The following is a 15,937-nucleotide window of genomic DNA, read 5'->3' as shown; positions in this document are numbered from 1 at the left end:
GATCGCTGCCTCTGCGGCGCGAGCGCGCTCCCCGAACTTACTGGTCGTCGTCCTGGAACTCGGCAAACATCGCGCGCGTCAGGCGCCAGCCGCGGCGCGTGGCGTGCTTGACCGGTTCATCGCTGCGATGCTTGATCGGCATCGGCTTGAGCTCGTGACCCATGGTGGGCGGCGGCCAGTGGGCCAGATGGCTCCCGGACGTGGGATGCGACAGGCTCAGTGAGCTCGTGCCTTTGGGATCAGTGGGGCGGCGGCTGGTGGTCATGGCGTCCTCTCCGACGCGACAGTTTCGTCGCGAAAGCGTTGACCGGGCGTTAAGGCCGCCTCGAACCGGACCTCCGCATCGAACCGGAGTTGCGGGCCGATATCTCGGTTAAGGCTGCCACTTAACCCTGTCGCAATCCGCAATAATTATTGAATCCTGAAAGCGCGCGGTTTTCGTTAAGACAATGCCACGCATTTGAATCTCTCTCGACGATTTGGGGACTAGCGCTGATGTGCGGAATCATCGGGATCCTGGGACGCGGGCCGGTTGCCGAGCATCTCGTCGATTCCCTCAAGCGTCTGGAGTATCGCGGCTACGACTCCGCGGGCGTTGCCACTCTCGAAGGTGATCACCTCGATCGGCGCCGCGCCGAGGGCAAGCTCAAGAACCTCGAGAAGCGGCTCGAACGGGAGCCGTTGAAGGGCCATGCGGGCATCGGCCACACGCGCTGGGCGACGCATGGCAAGCCGACCGAGAGCAACGCGCATCCGCACGCGACTGATAACGTTGCGGTGGTGCATAACGGCATCATCGAGAATTTCCGGGAACTACGTGCCGAGCTGGAAAAGCAGGGCGCCAAGTTCGCCTCGGAGACCGACACGGAGACGGTCGTCCATCTCGTCAATTCCTATCTGCTGAAGGGTCATTCGCCGCAGCAGGCGGTGGCTGCATCCCTGCCGCAGCTCAAAGGCGCATTCGCGCTGGCCTTCCTGTTCAAGGGCCACGGCAATCTGCTCATCGGTGCGCGCAAGGGCTCGCCACTGGCGATGGGCTATGGCGATGGCGAGATGTTCCTCGGCTCGGATGCCATTGCGCTGGCGCCGTTCACCGACACGATCAGCTATCTCGATGACGGCGACTGGGTCGAGATCACCCGCGAGTCCGGTATCATCCACGATGCCTCAGGCGCGGTGGTGAAGCGCGAGGTGCTGAGATCCGGCGCGTCGTCGTTCCTGGTCGACAAGGCCAACTATCGTCACTTCATGGCGAAGGAGATCCACGAGCAGCCGGAGGTCGTCGGCCACACGCTCGCGCGTTACGTCGACATGGGCACCGAGCGCGTCGCGTTGCCGGCGCGGCTGCCGTTCGACTTCAAGGACATTCAGCGCATCTCGATCACCGCCTGCGGCACCGCGAGCTATGCCGGTTTCGTCGCAAAATACTGGTTCGAGCGCTTCGCCCGCGTCCCGGTCGAGCTCGATGTCGCCTCGGAGTTCCGCTACCGCGAGGCGCCGCTGCGCAAGGGCGATCTCGCCATCTTCATCTCGCAGTCCGGCGAGACGGCCGACACCCTGGCGGCGCTGCGCTATGCCAAGTCGCAGGGCGTGCACACGCTGTCGGTCGTCAACGTGCCGACCTCCACGATCGCGCGCGAGAGCGAGATCGTGATGCCCACGCTCGCCGGTCCCGAGATCGGCGTCGCCTCCACCAAGGCCTTCACCTGTCAGCTAATGGTGCTGGCGGCGCTGGCGATCGCGGCCGGCCGCGGTCGCGGCGAACTCTCCGAAGCCGACGAGACCAAGCTGGTGCATGGCCTCGTCGAGGTGCCGCGCCTGATCGCAGCGGCCCTGACGACGGAGCTGCAGATCGAGAAGCTCGCGCGCGAGATCGCCAAGTCGAAGGACGTGCTCTATCTCGGCCGCGGCACCTCCTATCCGCTGGCGCTGGAAGGCGCGTTGAAGCTGAAGGAGATCTCCTACATTCACGCCGAGGGCTATGCCGCAGGCGAGCTCAAGCACGGCCCGATCGCGCTGATCGACGAGACCATGCCGGTCGTCGTCATCGCGCCCTATGACAAGGTGTTCGAGAAGACGGTGTCGAACATGCAGGAGGTCGCCGCGCGCGGCGGCAACATCATCCTGATGACCGACGCCAAGGGCGCGGAGGAGGCGACCGTGGAGTCGCTGGTGACGATCACCATGCCCGACATGGCCGCGACCTTCACACCGATCGTGTATGCGATCCCGGTGCAGCTGCTGGCGTATCACACGGCCGTGGTGATGGGCACGGACGTCGACCAGCCGCGCAATCTGGCGAAGTCGGTGACGGTGGAGTAGAGGCGCCGCTCTCGGCTCGTTTCAGGGTTGCGACCAGCGTCCGCAAATTCAGTGTCATCCCGGCGAACGCCGGGATCCATAACCACCGCGCTTCATGGCTGGCAGCGCTGGCAGCTCCAGCCGGCCCCAAACCGCCTGCTGGGAGTATGGGTCCCGGATCGGCGCCCGCCAACGCTGTCGCGTTGTCGGGCTTGTCCGGGACGACACCGGTTTTTGTTCGCGCTCACGCTTCATTTGGGCGCGAGCGTGCGATCCTTTTGAATGACGCGGCAGTCGTGCCGAACTCCCCCGCGCTTGCCATCTGATCCGCAATCCGACATGCGTGCGGGCGATGACTCCGGCAGCGGATCGGTCAGTCCGCTTCATGATGGCGCTCTCCATGGCTCTCGACACCTGGCTGCTGTTTCTGCTCACGAGCATCGGCATCTCCCTGACGCCCGGACCGAACGGCTTGCTGGCCCTGACGCACGGGGCGCTGCATGGTGGGCGCAAGACGCTGTTCACGATCGCCGGCGGCCTGATCGGCTTCGTCCTGATCATGGCGCTGTGCATGTTCGGCATCGGCGCGCTGGTGCAATCCTCGATCACCTGGCTCGTGGTCCTGAAATGGGTCGGCGGGCTCTATCTTGCCTGGCTCGGCATCAAGCTGTGGCGATCGCCGCCGGTGGCGGTCGATATCGGCCAGGGACCGGTCAGGGCGAGCTGGCATTCGCTGTTTCGGGCGGGCTTCCTGACCGCGGCGACCAACCCGAAATGCCTGCTGTTCTTCAGTGCCCTGTTGCCGCAATTCATTGATCCCACGCGCAGCCTCGCGGTGCAGTTCGGCATCGTGGCCATCACCTATACGATCACGGAGTTCCTGACCGAGGTCGCCATTGCCAGCGCAGCGGCCCGGGTCCGGCCGTGGCTGGCGCGGGCCGGGCGGCGCTTCAACCAGGTTTGCGGGGGCATCTTCATCGCTGTCGGCCTCGCCCTGCCGCTGCGCAGCGCCTAGCGCGGCGAATTGAGGCAGGGCGGGCTCGCTGGGGCCAAACCGGCGGCTCAGCCCCGCATATGAGGTCCCTCGAGCCCGGCTGGCCAGCCACAGGCGGGCGTCAAACCGCGCAGCTGTGTCGGAAAGGGGGCGTTGCCCTTCCAAAAATCTGCTAAGACCCTAGCTGAGAATTGATCCGATCCGGAAGTCCGCATGAGTTCCCGCGACGACCTGCCGCCTGAGACCGATCCCTTGGCCGATGCTCAGGCCGAGACGCCCCACCATGGGTTGATGTTCCGGTTTCGCAATTATTTCCTGACCGGCCTCGTCGTGGCCGGGCCCGTGGCCATCACCCTGTACATCACCTGGTGGTTCGTGACCTGGGTCGACGGGCTGGTGCGCCCGTTCGTGCCGCTGGTCTACCGCCCCGAGACCTATCTGCCGTTCGGCGTGCCCGGCTCCGGCCTGATCGTCGCCGTGATCGGCCTGACGCTGCTCGGCTTCCTGACCGCCAACCTGATCGGCCGCACCTTGGTCGATCTCGGCGAGCGGCTGCTCGGGCGCATTCCGGCGGTGCGTGCGATCTATCGCGGCCTCAAGCAGGTGTTCGAGACGCTGTTCTCCGGCAAGGGCTCGAGCCTGCGCCGCGTCGGCCTGGTCGAGTTTCCGTCGCCGGGCATGTGGTCGATCGTGCTGATCTCGCAGCCGCCGAGCACGGAAGTCGCAAGCCGTCTGCCGGGCGATGATGAGCAGATCTCGGTCTTCCTGCCTTGTGCGCCCAACCCGACCACCGGCTTCTTCTTCTATCTGCCGAAGAGCAAGATCATCGAGGTCGACATGAGCGCCGAGGATGCGGCGACCCTGATCATGTCCTGCGGTGTGGTGCAGCCTGGCTCCGACGCACAGAAGAAAGCCGCCGCGCTCGCCACCATGGCCAACGCCGCGCGCATCGCCAACGCCCCGGTGCAGCCGGCGCCGCGCCTGGAGCCGGAGCCGGCCAAGGCCGACTAGGCGAGCCCGACGCGCATCGTCATGTCCGCAGCGATGGCCGATCCGCCTTCGAACAGGAATGACGACACGCGCCGTCTTCTCATGAGCCGACTTGCTTAGCCGGCGTCCTGCGGGACGAAGACGCGGAGGCGATGCCCGTCCGGATCGAGCGCGACAAAGGTCGTGCCGAAATCCATGCGTGTCGGTTCCTGAATGATGCGGAGGCCGCGCGCCTTCCAATCCCCGTGCAGTCGCTCGACCTCACCCACGCCGGACACGGCGAACGCGGTTTCGACCGACCCCGCCGCGCCAGCCGCGGCCGGCTCGACCGTGTGCCGCGACCACAAGCCCAGCATGATGCCCTCGCGCAGCGGCAGCATGGCAAAGGTCGGCGATTGCTCGATGACGGGAATGCCCAGCAGGTCTGAGTAGAAGGCGGCGCTGTTCGGCGGGTTGTCGACATACAGGATCAGGAAATTGAACTCGGGCATCGTCGTGTCTCCGGTGCTGGCGCCGGCATCGGCGCGTCGACTGATCCAGTAGCGGAGCGTGCTGCCAGATTCTGTCAGCAGTGTTCGGCGGTGTGCGAGAAGCGGCCGGTCGTGCGCAGAGCGGCATTTTGCGCCGCATGATGATGCTGCCAGGGCACAGCCATTCGTCGTCGGCGCCCCTACAACCTGTGGGCGGTGGTGTCCCAATCCGCCGCCATGGAAACATTGAGCCAACAAAAGTAAGGCGTAGGGGAGGCGTAGAATGAGACGTATGAGTCAGGCGTCAATGCTGTGCGGAATGGCGCTGTCCGGAGCGTGGCTGACGCTGAGCCAACCAGCATCCGCCCAAACAACCTACACGCGTATCCAGGCCTTCGGTGACAGCTACGCCGACACGGGCAATCTCTGGACCTTCACCGGCGGCATCGGCAAGCTGCCGCTGTATCCGACCGGGCGCTTCAGTGGCGGCACCAATTTCGTCGACACCACCTCGGCGCTGCTCGGCATTCCCCAGCTCAACTACGCGATCGGCGGCGCGACCAGCGGCACGACCAACGTCGCGGGGCCCGGCATTCCCGGCTTCGTTCAGGAATGGAGCGGACTGACGGGGTTCTCCGGCAAGATCGCCTCGACCGATCTCGTCGAGATTTCGATCGGCGGCAATGACGCGCGCGCCTATTACCGTGCGGGCGGCACGTTTGCCGGCGCGCCAACCGCGGCGGCGGTCACCGCGCAGCAAGCCATGACCGGCATCAACGCGCTGGTCGGCGCCGGCGCGCGCAGCATCGTGTTCACGGCCGGCGATGTCAGCACCTTGCCGGAGGCGGTCGGCAACGCCAATGCGCCGACCGGCAAGCTCTACAGCACGACCTACAACAGCCTGATGCAGGCCTCGCTTGCGAACGTGGCGCGCAACGGCGTGCGCGTCGAATATGTCGATACGAGCCTCATCGGCTCCCTGATCCAGGCCAATCCGCAGCGCTACGGCTTCAGCAATGTCGGCGCCTGTCCGGTCGCCTGCATCGGCAATCCGGCGCTGCAGAACCAGTATCTGTTCTATGTCGACGGCGTGCACCTGACCTCGCACGGCTTCGAGGTGCTCGGGCAATACATCGTCAACCGCCTCAATGCGCCGCTGACCTTCGCGCCGCAGGGCGACGTCGCATCTATCACCGCGATGGGCTTCGCCTCGACCTTGTTCGGCAAGCTCGATCAGTTCCGCGAGACCGCGGGCTTCGCGCCGTCGGCGATGAACTCTTATGGCGCCATCATCACCAAGGCGCCTTCCGTGAAGGCGCCGCCATTGGCCGCGGTCAACCCGTGGTCGTTCTACATGCAGGGCAATGGCGGGATCAGCGATCGCCACGGCAACGGCGCCGCGAACGGCTTCAATCTCGACAGCGTCGGCGGCACGATCGGGGTCGAGTACCGGCTGTCGGCGAACGCCATGATCGGCACCGCGTTCGACTATTCCAATCCCAAGGCACGGCTGTTCGGCAATGCGGGCACGACGGATGCGAACTCCTATCAGTTCGGCCTCTACGGCGCATGGGCGAGCAGCAACCTGTTTGCGCAAGCCCTCGCCACGATCGGCCACCAGGACTATCGCAACACGCGGCCGGGCGTGGTCGACACCATCACCTCGAATCCCGGCGGCACGACCTTCGTCGTCGCCGGCAAGGCCGGCTATCTGTTCGATGCCGGCACGGCGAAGCTCGGCCCGATCGGCGGCCTGACCTATGCCCGCGCCAGGGTCGACGGCTTCACCGAGGCCGGCGATCCCGCGCTGACGCTGACGGTCGGCTCGCAGACGGCGGAGACCCTGGTCGGTAGTGTGGGCGTGCAGCTGCGAACGCCGTTCCAGGCGCAGGGCGCCACGATCAATCCGTATCTGAACCTGACGCTCGATGACGACATCATCGGCAACGGCCGCCTGATCCAGTACAGCGCGACCTCTGCGCCTGTCATCGTCAACAACTGGAACGTCCCGAACAGCACGTCGCATAATGTCTACGGCCGTGTGACCGCGGGCGTGGTCGCGCCGTTCTGGAGCAACGTGGCGCTGACGGCCAACGTGTCGCGGACGATCGGGCGGACCGGCGGCGACGACTTCTATGGCAGCGGGGGCTTGAAGGTCTCGTTCTGAGATCGGTCGGAGCAGCAGGCGCTGGGGGGCGCGGCTGCTGCTCGGATCAGGAGAGGGGCAGTCCGGAAGGGCTGCCCCTCCGTTTTCGCGTGTTCCGTTTCGTCATCGAACCCGGATAGTCTTTCGGGAGCCTCGTTGGAATCGGAGTTGTTGTCATGCCCCCAAGCATTGCCGTCATCGCGCCCGGCGCCATGGGCAGCGCCATCGCCGCTCGCCTTGCCGAGCACGGCTGCAAGGTGCTGACCTCGCTGGAGGGCCGGAGCGCCGCGACGCAAGCGAGGGCGGCGGCGTCCGGAATGATCGGCGCCGGCGAGGCCGAGATCGCGGCTTGCGACATCATCCTGTCGATCGTGCCGCCCGGCGAGGCCGTGGCGCTGGCGGAGCAGCTCGCGACGGTCATCAACCGGAGTGCCAAGAAGCCGGTCATCGTCGATTGCAACGCGGTCAATGTCGAGACCATCCGGACCATCGAGGACATCGTGCTGTCCTCAGGCGCGCGTCTGGTCGACGCCGCCATCATCGGCCTGCCGCCCAAGCCCGGCACGAAGGGACCGGCGCTCTATGTCAGTGGCGAGGCCGCGGCCGATGTCGCCGTGCTTGGTCAGCTCGGGCTCGACTTGCGCCCGATCGACGGGCCGATCGGCGCCGCCTCGGCGCTGAAGATGTCCTACGCCGGGATCAACAAGGGCCTGACCGGGCTCGGCGCCGCGATGGTGTTGGCGGCAACCCGCGCCGGCGCAGCGGATGCGCTGCGTGACGAGCTCGCGCTCAGCCTGCCGCACGTCCAGGCACGGCTCGCCAATGCGCTGCCGGACATGCTGCCCAAGGCCTATCGATGGGTCGCCGAAATGCGCGAGATCGCGGGCTTCCTGGGGGACGATCATCCGGCCGCGCTGATCTACGAGGGCTTTGTGCGGCTGTTCGAGCACATCGCGGCGGACGTGCAGGGCGAGGGCACCGAGGCGGCGCAGCTGGTGGCGTTTGCGGAGAGCTGCAAGGCGAAGCCGTCGTGATAGCAGCGTAGATTCCATGGGGGAGCGGTGAGCGAGCCCTTCCGATAGGTTTGGGTTTCCACACTCGAACCCTCGGAGAGTCAGATGCAGATATTGACTTTTGGCGCGCCCACCGCGGCAAACATTGGCACAATTTTCGCTGCGATTGAACTCAGTCAGAAGACCTGGCTGGTCACGGTGCACAGTCCCGATCAGGGGCGCATGTCGCGCTACAAGCTGGAGGGCGGCGATCACGCCGGCCTGCTAGCGTTGATCGCCAAGATCCGGGTCCGAGCGGCGCAGAAGCTCGGATCGGAGCCGCGCGTGGCGAGTTGCTACGAGGCCGGCTATGACGGCTTCTGGCTGCACCGGCTGCTGGTGGCGGCTGGGATCGACAATCTGGTGTTCGACCCGGCCAGCATCGCAGTCGAGCAGCGGGCGCGGCGGGCGAAGACCGACCGGATCGACGGCGAGCTGCTGCTGCGGACGCTGATGGCTCATTTGCGCGGAGAGCCGCGGGTAGTCCGGATCCTCCGGGTGCCGACAGTCGAGCAGGAGGACGCCCGGCGGATCAGCCGCGAGCGCGACCGATTGGTTACCGAGCAGACTGCCCATACCAACCGGATCAAGGCGCTGCTGCGGCTGTCCGGGCTTCAGGTCGGCAACCCGCGCCGCCGCAACTGGCTCACCTGGCTGGAGCAACAACGTGACTGGCAGGACCAGCCGCTGCCGCCCCATGTCATGGCCGAGGTCAAGCGCGAGCACGCGCGTCTGATGCTGGTGCGCGAGCAGCTCGCGGCGCTGGAGCAGAGCCAGGATACGACGCAGGCCTCTGCCGTTCCCGCGAGAATGGCCACGCGGCGGGAGCAGCTGCAGCGGCTCAAGGGTGTCGGACCGGCGTTTGCCATCACCCTGGTTGGTGAGCTGTTCTACAAGGAGTTCCGCAACCGGCGCGAGGTCGCGAGCTATTGCGGCCTGACGCCGAGCCCATGGAAGAGCGGCGGCATCGATCGCGAGCAGGGCATCAGCAAGGCGGGCAATCCGCACGTCCGTCAGAAGGCGATCGAGCTGACTTGGCTCTGGATCCTTCATCAGCCGGACAGCGCGCTCAGCCGATGGTTCAGGGCCCGCACGCTCAACGCCGGCAAGCGTGCCAGGCGCATCGCAATCGTGGCCCTGGCGCGCAAGCTCATCGTGGCACTGTGGCGCTATCTCGAGACCGGCCTGGTGCCTGAGGACGCGCTGATGAAGGCCTAAAGACGGATTTGCGATCAGGCCCGCGGCTCGCCGCGGTCTTGCGAGGATGGATGATGACCGTGCCACCCTAGGGCTGTACCACCAGCCGTCTTGTAGATAGGTCTCATCCTCCTGGCTTCTCGCCGCAAGCATGCGGAACATGGGCTCGGATGCCGTCATCATCCGACCGGATATGAGGTGATGCAGCGGACAAGCTGCAGGATCTTCGAAGCCAGTCCTCGACCGTAGACCGCCGATACCCAGGCCGGCATCGCCATGCCAACCGCAAAGCCGCCGTCCGCTACAGCGCTACATGGAGAGCGCGCGGCCGTCGGCTTTGCTCCACCAACCAGTCCGCCTCAAGGATACGAACGAAAGCAGCCCCCAACCTATCATAGAGCCTTGACTCACAAGACCCCATATGAGGGTGGGCAAAGGCGCGCCCATCTCGTCATTGGTGTCCAGCTCTTCGACGCGCCGTGCCCACCGCCCACGATCGCCGGCGCGGATGGTGGGCACGCGTCGCCTTCGGCGTCGCTTTGCCCACCCTACAAATGTTACCCCGCCGTCAGCAGCGGGATCGCCTCGTCGCGCTCGTAGAGATACAGCAGGCAGCGCAGCGCGTCGCTGCGCGGGCCCTTCAGCTTGGGATCGTCCTTCAAAATCCGCAGCGCCTCGTCGCGCGCTTGCGTGATCAGCTGCGCATGCACCTCGGGGCGGGCAATACGGTAGCCGGGCAGGCCGCTCTGGCGGATGCCGAGAACGTCGCCTTCGCCGCGCAGCTTGAGATCCTCCTCGGCGATGCGGAAGCCGTCGGTGGTCTCCCTGATGACCGCGAGCCGCGCCTTCGACATCTGTCCGAGCGGCTCGTGATAGAGCAGGATGCAGGTCGAGGCTTCCGAGCCGCGGCCGATGCGGCCGCGCAGCTGGTGCAATTGGGCCAGGCCGAAGCGCTCGGCATTCTCGATCACCATGATGGTCGCGGCGGGCACGTCGACGCCGACCTCGACCACCGTCGTTGCAACGAGCAGCCGCAGCTCATGCGCCGCGAAGCGGCCCATGACGTCGTCCTTCTCGCTGCCCTTCATCTTGCCGTGGACGAGGCCGACGCGCTCGCCGAAGCGCTCGCGCAGGCTCTCGTACCGGTCGGTGGCGTTGGTGAGGTGATCGATGCCCTCGGCCTCGGACTCCTCGACCAGCGGGCAGATCCAATACACCAGCTTGCCGGCGTCAAGCGCGCGGCCGACCGCATCGATGACCTCGGTGCGCCGGGTGTCGGCCACGGCGCGGGTGTCGATCGGCTGCCGGCCGGCCGGCTTCTCGCGCAGCTCGGAAATGTCCATATCGCCGAAATAGGTCAGCACCAGCGTGCGCGGAATTGGCGTCGCCGACAGCACGAGCACGTCGACGGCCTCGCCCTTCGATGTCAGCGCCAGCCGCTCGCGGACGCCGAAACGATGCTGCTCGTCGACGATGGCAAGCGCGAGTGACTTGAAGATGACGTCGTCCTGGATCAGCGCATGCGTGCCGACCAGCAGGTCGATCTCGCCCGCTTCCAGCCGGGCGAGAATGTCGCGGCGCTCCTTGCCCTTCTCGCGGCCGGTGAGAATGGCGACGTTCATGCCGGCGCGCTCGGCGAGCGGCGCGATCGTCTTGGCGTGCTGCCGCGCGAGGATTTCGGTCGGCGCCATCAGCGCAGCCTGCTTGCCGGCCTCCGCCACGGCCGCCGCTGCGAGCAGCGCCACCACCGTCTTGCCGGAGCCGACATCGCCCTGCAGCAGCCTGAGCATGCGCACCGGCTTTTCGAGATCGGCTGCGATCGCCTCGATCGCCTGAGCCTGCGAATTGGTCAGCGCATAGGGCAGGGCGTCGATGATCATGCGGCGCAGACGGCCGTCGCCGGCGTGACGGTTGCCGGCCGGGCGGCGCAGTTGCGCGCGCACCAGCGCCAGCGCCAATTGGCCGGCGAGCAGTTCGTCGAAGGCGAGGCGTGACCAGAACGGGTTCTCGGGGAGGATATCCGTCAGCTCCTGCGGGACGTGCACCCGCGTCAGCGCCTCCCGCAGCGAGGGGAAGTTGCAGCGGCTCAGCACCTCCGGGCTGATCCATTCCGGCAAATCCGGCAGCTTGGTCAGCGCCGCGGCGATCGCGCGCCGCAGCGAGCCAAGCGCAAGCCCTTCGGTCAGCGGATAGACCGGGTCGATTCCTGACAGTTTGGCGAAAGCAGCCTCGTCGAGAATGGGGTGCGGATGAACGATCTGCGGCACGCCGTCGTACATCTGCACGGTGCCGGAGACGTAGCGCTTGGCGCCGACGGGAAGGATCTTCTCGATGTAGTCGCCCTTCGGCCGGAAGAACGTGAGAACGACGTCGCCGGTCTCGTCGCTGGCGTAAACCAGATAGGGCGCCCGGGCGTTACGCGACGGACGATGGCGATCGACGGTCACCTCCAGCGTCACCACCGTGCCAACCTCGGCGTCACGCACCTTCGGCCGGTTCCGGCGATCGATCACGCTGGCCGGCAGATGCAGCAAGAGGTCGACCAGACGCGGCGTCTCGTTGCAGCTCAGCAGATAGCGCAGCAGCTTGTCCTGCTTCGGCCCGACACCCGACAGGGTCGTGACCGGCGCGAACAGCGGGTTCAGGATGGCAGGGCGCATGGACCGAACACTTAATTTGCTTTGCAGGCCGGAATAGCCGTGATCGCCAAGACATCCACCTCTTTTTTCCCGTTTTCAGGCGGCCCGGCATGCCGGTTCTGCACCCCGAGAGGGCTGACAGGGGCGCGCCGCGCCGCTATATGAACCGCGCCCGGCACCGTCCGGGCTTTTGGCGTTGTCCTGCAGGAAGATCGCGATGACCGGAACGACCCGTTCGAGCCAAGGCCTAGACGACCGTCGCAAGCGGCTGCTGTTCCGCTGCTGGCATCGCGGCACCCGCGAGATGGACCTGATTCTCGGGCGCTTTGCCGACGCCGAGATCGGCACGCTGACCGAGGGCGAGCTGGACCAGCTCGAACAGCTCCTGGAGGTCTCCGATCCGGATTTCTACGCCGCGATCACCGGCGCCCGGCCGCTGCCGCCGGAGCAGACGCCGGCGCTGTTCGAGCGGATCAAGGAATTCCGCGCGGTGGACGCCGATTGATGAAGAGTCCAGTCAAGTCGCCCGCCGAGCACCTCGCGCCGGGACGCGCGCTCACGCTCGCCAATGTCGCCGAGGGCGCCGAAGGGCTCGTCGTCTCCGATCTCGCGCGCGCGATCGCCGCCCGGCCGAAGCCGCCGGCGGTCAGCCTTGCCGTGGTCTGCCGCGACGGCAACCGGATGCAGCAGCTGGCGCGGGCGCTCGACTTCTTCGCGCCGGATCTTCCGGTGATGCAGTTTCCGGCCTGGGACTGCCAGCCCTATGATCGCGTCTCGCCGCATGGCGGCATCCTCGCCCAGCGTGTCACGACGCTCGCGCGGCTGTCGCGCCTCGCCGGCAGCGACAAGCCGCTAATCGTGCTGACCACCGTCAACGCCATCGTGCAGCGCGTGCCATCGCGCGACACGATGGCGGGCCAGGCGCTGTCGGTGGCGCCGGGCCATGTCGTGCCGATGGATTCCGTGGTCGCCTGGCTGGAGCACAACGGCTACATCAGGGCCTCCACCGTTCGCGAGAGCGGCGAATATGCCGTGCGCGGCGGCATTCTCGATCTCTTCCCCGCCGGCCTCGACCAGCCCGTGCGCTTCGACTATTTCGGCGACAGCCTGGAATCGATCCGCACCTTCGACGCCGAGACGCAGCGCACCTTGCTCGACATGCGTGCGCTCGACCTCGTGCCTGTCTCCGAATTCCAGCTCGTCACCGACACCATCCGCCGCTTCCGCATGGGCTATGTCGCCGAGTTCGGCGCGCCCGACCGCGACGACGCGCTGTACGAGGCCGTCAGCGAAGGCCGCCGCTATCCCGGCATGGAGCACTGGCTGCCGCTGTTCCACGACAAGATGGAGACCCTGTTCGACTATCTGCCGAACACGCCCATCGTGATCGAGCCGCAGGGCGAGGACGCCGCGCGCGAGCGCTTCAAGCAGATCATCGACTATTACGACGCGCGCCGCGAGGCGATGGAGCATCCCGGCGGCGGCGCGATCTACAAGCCGCTGACCGTCGACCGGCTGTATCTGACGTCGACGGAGTGGGCCGAGCGGCTCGCCGCCGCTCCGCTTGCGAAGGTCACGCCGTTCGCCGTGCCGGAGAGCGCTGGCGTTGTCGACATCGGTGCGCGGGCCGGCCGCAACTTCGCGCCGGAGCGCAACGACGCCGCGGTCAACGTGTTCGAGGCCTTGGTCGCGCATGTGCAGGCGCTGCAGTCGGTGCGCAAGAACGTCGTGATCGCGCTGTGGAGCGAAGGCTCGCGCGACCGCATGGCCTCGATGTTGAAGGACCACAAGCTGATCCATGTCACCAGCGTCAACACCTGGCGCATGGTGCAGGCGACGCCGCGCAACGAGACCATGCTCGCGGTGCTCGGCCTGGAGACCGGGTTCGAGACCGACCAGATCGCCGTCATCTCCGAGCAGGACATTCTCGGCGACCGCTTGGTGCGGCCGCGCCGGGCCAGCCGCAAGCTCGACAATTTCATCTCGGAGGTGACGAGCCTCGGCGTGGGCGACATCGTCGTGCACGTCGATCACGGCATCGGCCGCTTCGTCGGTCTGCAGACGCTGGAGGTCGCCGGCGCGCCGCATGATTGTCTCGAGCTGCGCTATGCCGGCGAGACCAAGCTGTACCTGCCGGTCGAGAACATCGAGCTGTTGTCGCGCTACGGCTCCGACCAGACCAATGTCGAGCTCGACAAGCTCGGCGGCTCGGGCTGGCAGACGCGCAAGGCGAAACTCAAGAACCGCATCCGCGAGATGGCCGGCGAGCTGATCAAGATCGCCGCCGAGCGCATGCTGCACGAGGCGCCGAAGATGCCGGTGCAGGCTGGCCTCTACGACGAGTTCTGCGCGCGCTTCCCCTATGACGAGACCGAGGACCAGCTCGCCGCGATCCAGGCGACGCTCGGCGATCTCGAAGCGGGACGGCCGATGGACCGCCTGGTCTGCGGCGACGTCGGCTTTGGCAAAACCGAGGTGGCACTGCGCGCGGCGTTTGCGGTCGCGCTCGACGGCAAGCAGGTCGCCGTCGTCGTGCCGACCACCTTGCTCGCGCGACAGCATGCCAAGACCTTCACCGAGCGCTTCAAGGGCTTTCCGGTCAACGTCGCGCAGGCCTCGCGCCTCGTCTCCACCAAGGAGCTCAACCAGGTCAAGAAGGGCCTCACCGACGGCTCGGTCGACATCGTCGTCGGCACTCACGCGCTGCTCGGCAAGACCGTCAAGTTCCGCGACCTCGGCCTCGTCATCGTCGACGAGGAGCAGCACTTTGGCGTCAGTCACAAGGAGCGGCTGAAGCAGCTGCGCGCCGAAATCCACGTGCTGACCTTGTCGGCGACGCCGATCCCCCGCACGCTGCAACTTGCGCTGACGGGTGTCCGCGAGCTGTCGATCATCGCCTCGCCGCCGGTCGATCGTCTCGCCGTGCGCACCTTCGTCGCGCCGCATGATCCGGTGATGATCCGCGAGGCGCTGTTGCGCGAGCGCTATCGCGGCGGCCAAGCGTTCTACGTCGTGCCGCGCATCGACGATCTCGCCGAGGTCAAGGAGTTCCTCGACAAGACTGTGCCGGAGATGAAGGTCGCGGTCGCCCACGGCCAGATGGCGCCGACCGTGATCGAGGACATCATCTCGGCGTTCTACGACGGCAAGTTCGACATCCTCCTGTCGACCACGATCGTCGAATCCGGCCTCGACATTCCCCGCGCCAACACGCTGATCGTGCACCGCGCCGACATGTTCGGCCTCGCCCAGCTCTATCAGCTGCGCGGCCGCGTCGGCCGCTCCAAGCTGCGCGCCTATGCGCTGTTCACCCTGCCGTCGACCCACAAGGTCAGCGCGCAGGCGGAGAAGCGGCTCGGCGTGCTGCAATCCCTGGAGACGCTCGGCGCGGGCTTCCAGCTCGCCAGCCACGACCTCGACATCCGCGGCGCCGGCAATCTGCTCGGCGACGAGCAGTCAGGCCACATCAAGGAGGTCGGCTTCGAGCTCTACCAGTCGATGCTGGAGGAGGCGATCGAGAACCTCAAGGCCGGAATTACCGAGCCGACCGTCGACCGCTGGTCGCCGCAGATCACCATCGGCATGCCCGTGCTGATTCCGGAGGACTACGTCTCCGACCTCTCGGTGCGGCTGTCGTTGTACCGCCGGCTCGCCGATCTCGAGACCGACGAGGAGATCGAGAATTTTGCCGCCGAGCTGCGCGACCGCTTCGGCAAGCTGCCGGACGAGACGCGCTATCTGTTCAAGGTCGCCGCGATCAAGAACTACTGCCGGAGAGCCAATGTCGAGAAGGTCGACGCCGGCCCGAAGGGCGCCGTCATCGCCTTCCGCGACAACAGCTTTGCCTATCCGGATCGCCTCGTCGCCTTCATCAAGCGCCACGGCCAGGCCGCCAAGGTGCGCCCCGACATGAAGGTTGTGTTCCTGCAGGTGTGGGAGACGCCGGAGGAGCGCCTCGAAGGCACGACGGATATTCTGAAGGAGCTGGCGGAGCTCGCGGAGAAGAAGAAGGCGGCGTAATGCGCCGCCGGCTTCATGTCACCGAAGTTGCCAGCCGAAGTGCAAGGCAAGGCTGGCAATCAGGAACACCGAGACGATCGCAACGACGCTGACCCAATCGGTCTCCTCGCGAGATTGCCGGTTTTGCA

The 15,937-nt window shown here is 66.4% G+C and carries 11 protein-coding genes; 8 read left to right on the top strand and 3 right to left on the bottom strand.

Annotated features, from left to right (window positions below; all coding sequences use genetic code 11):
* Positions 1–37: 37 nt before the first annotated feature.
* On the bottom strand, positions 38–265 hold the full coding sequence (locus BRAD285_RS16090) for a hypothetical protein (RefSeq protein ID WP_006611707.1): 228 nt from the start codon (positions 263–265) through the stop codon (positions 38–40).
* 230 nt (positions 266–495) lie between these two features.
* Here BRAD285_RS16090 and glmS point away from each other — a divergent pair, with 230 nt between their 5' ends.
* The 3 genes from glmS to BRAD285_RS16075 all read left to right on the top strand — a co-directional run bounded on the left by glmS (position 496) and on the right by BRAD285_RS16075 (position 4,306).
* Positions 496–2,322, top strand: a complete 1,827-nt coding sequence (gene glmS / locus BRAD285_RS16085; protein WP_006611708.1) for a glutamine--fructose-6-phosphate transaminase (isomerizing) — start codon at positions 496–498, stop codon at positions 2,320–2,322.
* Between the two features lie 379 nt (positions 2,323–2,701).
* Positions 2,702–3,316: a LysE family translocator gene (locus BRAD285_RS16080; RefSeq protein ID WP_006611709.1), complete on the top strand. Its 615-nt coding sequence runs from the start codon at positions 2,702–2,704 to the stop codon at positions 3,314–3,316.
* A gap of 192 nt (positions 3,317–3,508) precedes the next feature.
* The gene (locus BRAD285_RS16075; protein WP_006611710.1) at positions 3,509–4,306 is read left to right on the top strand and encodes a DUF502 domain-containing protein; all 798 of its coding nucleotides are present in this window, start codon (positions 3,509–3,511) and stop codon (positions 4,304–4,306) included.
* 95 nt (positions 4,307–4,401) lie between these two features.
* Here the strand turns inward: BRAD285_RS16075 and BRAD285_RS16070 are convergent, their stop codons facing one another.
* A complete protein-coding gene (locus tag BRAD285_RS16070) occupies positions 4,402–4,776 on the bottom strand; it encodes a VOC family protein (RefSeq protein WP_006611711.1) in 375 nt (124 codons plus the stop codon).
* A 262-nt stretch (positions 4,777–5,038) separates the two neighbouring features.
* Between BRAD285_RS16070 and BRAD285_RS16065 the strand changes: the two genes are divergently transcribed.
* From BRAD285_RS16065 to BRAD285_RS16055, 3 genes are all read left to right on the top strand, one after another.
* Entirely contained in the window at positions 5,039–6,922 is a 1,884-nt protein-coding gene (locus BRAD285_RS16065; RefSeq protein ID WP_006611712.1) for an autotransporter domain-containing protein, read from the top strand.
* 191 nt (positions 6,923–7,113) lie between these two features.
* A complete protein-coding gene (locus BRAD285_RS16060) occupies positions 7,114–7,935 on the top strand; it encodes an NAD(P)-dependent oxidoreductase (protein WP_035646190.1) in 822 nt (273 codons plus the stop codon).
* 84 nt (positions 7,936–8,019) lie between these two features.
* Positions 8,020–9,171 carry an IS110 family transposase gene (locus BRAD285_RS16055; RefSeq protein WP_087877652.1) on the top strand — a complete coding sequence of 384 codons (1,152 nt, stop codon included), beginning with the start codon at positions 8,020–8,022 and terminating at the stop codon, positions 9,169–9,171.
* Positions 9,172–9,707: 536 nt separating this feature from the next.
* Here BRAD285_RS16055 and recG read toward each other — a convergent pair.
* Positions 9,708–11,810 carry an ATP-dependent DNA helicase RecG gene (recG, locus tag BRAD285_RS16050; RefSeq protein ID WP_006613982.1) on the bottom strand — a complete coding sequence of 701 codons (2,103 nt, stop codon included), beginning with the start codon at positions 11,808–11,810 and terminating at the stop codon, positions 9,708–9,710.
* A gap of 196 nt (positions 11,811–12,006) precedes the next feature.
* Between recG and BRAD285_RS16045 the strand changes: the two genes are divergently transcribed.
* Together BRAD285_RS16045 and mfd are read left to right on the top strand one after the other, a co-directional pair.
* Positions 12,007–12,294 carry a succinate dehydrogenase assembly factor 2 gene (locus tag BRAD285_RS16045; RefSeq protein ID WP_006613981.1) on the top strand — a complete coding sequence of 96 codons (288 nt, stop codon included), beginning with the start codon at positions 12,007–12,009 and terminating at the stop codon, positions 12,292–12,294.
* The gene (mfd, locus tag BRAD285_RS16040; protein WP_035647907.1) at positions 12,294–15,809 is read left to right on the top strand and encodes a transcription-repair coupling factor; all 3,516 of its coding nucleotides are present in this window, start codon (positions 12,294–12,296) and stop codon (positions 15,807–15,809) included. The genes BRAD285_RS16045 and mfd overlap by 1 nt, the downstream gene beginning before the upstream one ends.
* Positions 15,810–15,937: the final 128 nt, after the last annotated feature.

It is taken from the genome of Bradyrhizobium sp. ORS 285, from assembly GCF_900176205.1.
GTDB lineage: Bacteria > Pseudomonadota > Alphaproteobacteria > Rhizobiales > Xanthobacteraceae > Bradyrhizobium.
The sequence above is the reverse complement of the archived record's forward strand: the minus strand, read 5'-3'. Positions and strand labels throughout refer to the sequence as shown.